The sequence below is a fragment of the Stenotrophomonas sp. AR029 genome, from assembly GCF_047520695.2.
GTDB classification, from domain to species: Bacteria; Pseudomonadota; Gammaproteobacteria; order Xanthomonadales; family Xanthomonadaceae; genus Stenotrophomonas; species Stenotrophomonas sepilia.
On the sequence record NZ_JAXBQQ020000017.1, the window covers coordinates 1 to 2,172 of the forward strand.

Genomic DNA, 2,172 nt, shown 5'->3' on the forward strand with positions numbered 1-2,172 from the left:
CAGCTGCACGGCGATGCCGTTGCCACCGTACAGCACCGCGCCCTTGCCCAGCGCCAGTCCGGCATCACGCGTGGAACGGATCCAGGCGCCGCCGTACTGCTGGCTTACCAGCGATCCGCCATCGATCTGCAGGCGCCCGCCATCGTTGATTACTGCCGCCCATGAGCCCTCGCCTTCGGTCAATACGTGGGTGTCATGCAGGACGATTTCACCCGTACCCGCTGCCAGTACGCCATGCGCCTGGGCACCTCGCGTGACGACGGCACTTTCCCGCAAGTGCGCTGTGCCGCCATCGCGTGCAACCACCGCAGGCGAATCGTCACCAGTCGTTTCAACCCAGGATCCGATCACCTCGGCCTGCGGCGTGGCAGAATGCCTGCCATCGACCCATAAGCCAGCCGCACCGGTGCCAGATGCGCGCAGCGCGCTTTCATGCACCCTCGCCACGCCACCTTCCTGCCACAGTGCCGCGCCCCCCGCAGCCGTGGACTGCAGTTCCGAATGGCGCGCATCCAGCGAGGTGTTTCCAGACAGGCTCACGCCGATGCCGCCCACAACCGCACTGGCATCGACATGGGCCGTGCTTCGCTCGCCGGAAAGCCGCAGGCCGGCACGGAAATACCGGTCTTCTCCCTCAGAGGCTTCAAGCCGACTGCCCACGACGTCCACGTGATTGTCCGCTCCAGTCATCGACAACGCATCGCCTATTGCGGAAACACCGCTGCCGTGAAGGCTCAGTCGGCTTCCGTCACCAATCACGTTAATGGCGTGATACAGATCGCTACGCAATCGACTTCCGGATATCGCAACAGCACTGCTGCCAAGGGCCAAAGCGAGGGCGCCGCTCAGTTCGCTGTCGGCAACAACCAGCGTGCCGTTGTAGCTGTCGATAGCTACACCACCACCGGCAACTATGCGACTGTCATTGACCGTCGCGGTTGCGCCGGCCGCCAGGGACAGCCCTTTGGGATAGGACCCGCCATCCTTGTCGCTCAGATCGATCGCGACACGATCCAGCGTCACCTTGGCGTTCTCCCGCACCCGGATGGCATGGATATCTCTGGGTGACATGGGCTGCTCGACAATTCGTACATCCCTGAGCATCACGTGCGCTGTGCCGGCAACCATGATGCCCTCTCTCGGGCCCGCCGGCAGTTCCACCAGCACCCCGTCCAGCGTCGTGGTCCCTCCGGTCGCATTCAAGGCGTATCCACGCCGTGCCAGGATCGTCCCTCCCCGCATCTGCAGCCGGCCGCCTGATACGTCGATAGCAGGGCCCGTGGACCCTTTGTCAGAACCTTGAATATGCACATCCTCCAGAGCAACCTCCCCTCCCTCGACGAGAACTCCGCTACTGCTCTCACCACTCACTGTGATGCGTGTGCCGGACGCCTGCAGGACCGCGCCAGCACCCACCGAGATGCCATGCGCACGCCTGCCGTTGGTCTGGATGCTGCCGCCCTCGATCACGGCCCGGCTCCCTTCACCATCGACCGCCACGGCCACGGCCTTCGAAGAGCGGGTTTCCAGATGCACGCCAGAAAGACGGGCGTATCCTCCCGTGCCAACAGAGATGCCGGGCGCGCTACTCCCCCCAGAGAAGATACTGCCCCCTTCCAGCGCAACGCGGCTTCCCGAGCCTTCGACCCGGACAGCTGGAACGTCGGCGCCCCACTGGTAGAGATTCACCGATCCTGAGGGAATGATCGAACCGCCGTTGAGCGCGTGGAATACCGGCGCAGCGTCACTGCTGTAGGCTCGATAGTCACCGGCTGCAGGCCTCTGCTCATCACCGTCGGCGATGACCTGTTGCGCTTGCGCCGAGAAGCCGGCGAGCACGCCAGCAAGCAGCCCCAAAGAGGGGACGACAGGATGATTGCGACACATGAAGGCGCTCCGAAGAAAGGCAATGTCGCAAATGGTCCCTTCTGTCGCAGAGGCCATCCATGCAACTTGTTGCAATCAGGCAGTACAGGGGACGGTGGGTTCATCTGGCGTTGCGCGGCCCGCATTGCGGGCCTACGCTGGCGGCCAGGAAAGCCGCCGGGCGTAGGCTCAGCGCTACATCGATGCTGTCCTACCAGCGCCGTGCCACGCCCAGCTGTGCGCTCGTCTGGCGGTAGCCGTGATCACCACGCGAGACGTTGAGGCCACCCCAGGCGGACAGGCCGC

The 2,172-nt window shown here is 64.3% G+C and carries 1 pseudogene; it reads right to left on the reverse strand.

The annotated features are described in order from the left end of the window. Window positions 1–1,887: pseudogene (locus tag ACM0PB_RS20155) on the reverse strand (hypothetical protein); the annotation flags it as partial. Window positions 1,888–2,172 lie beyond the last annotated feature (285 nt).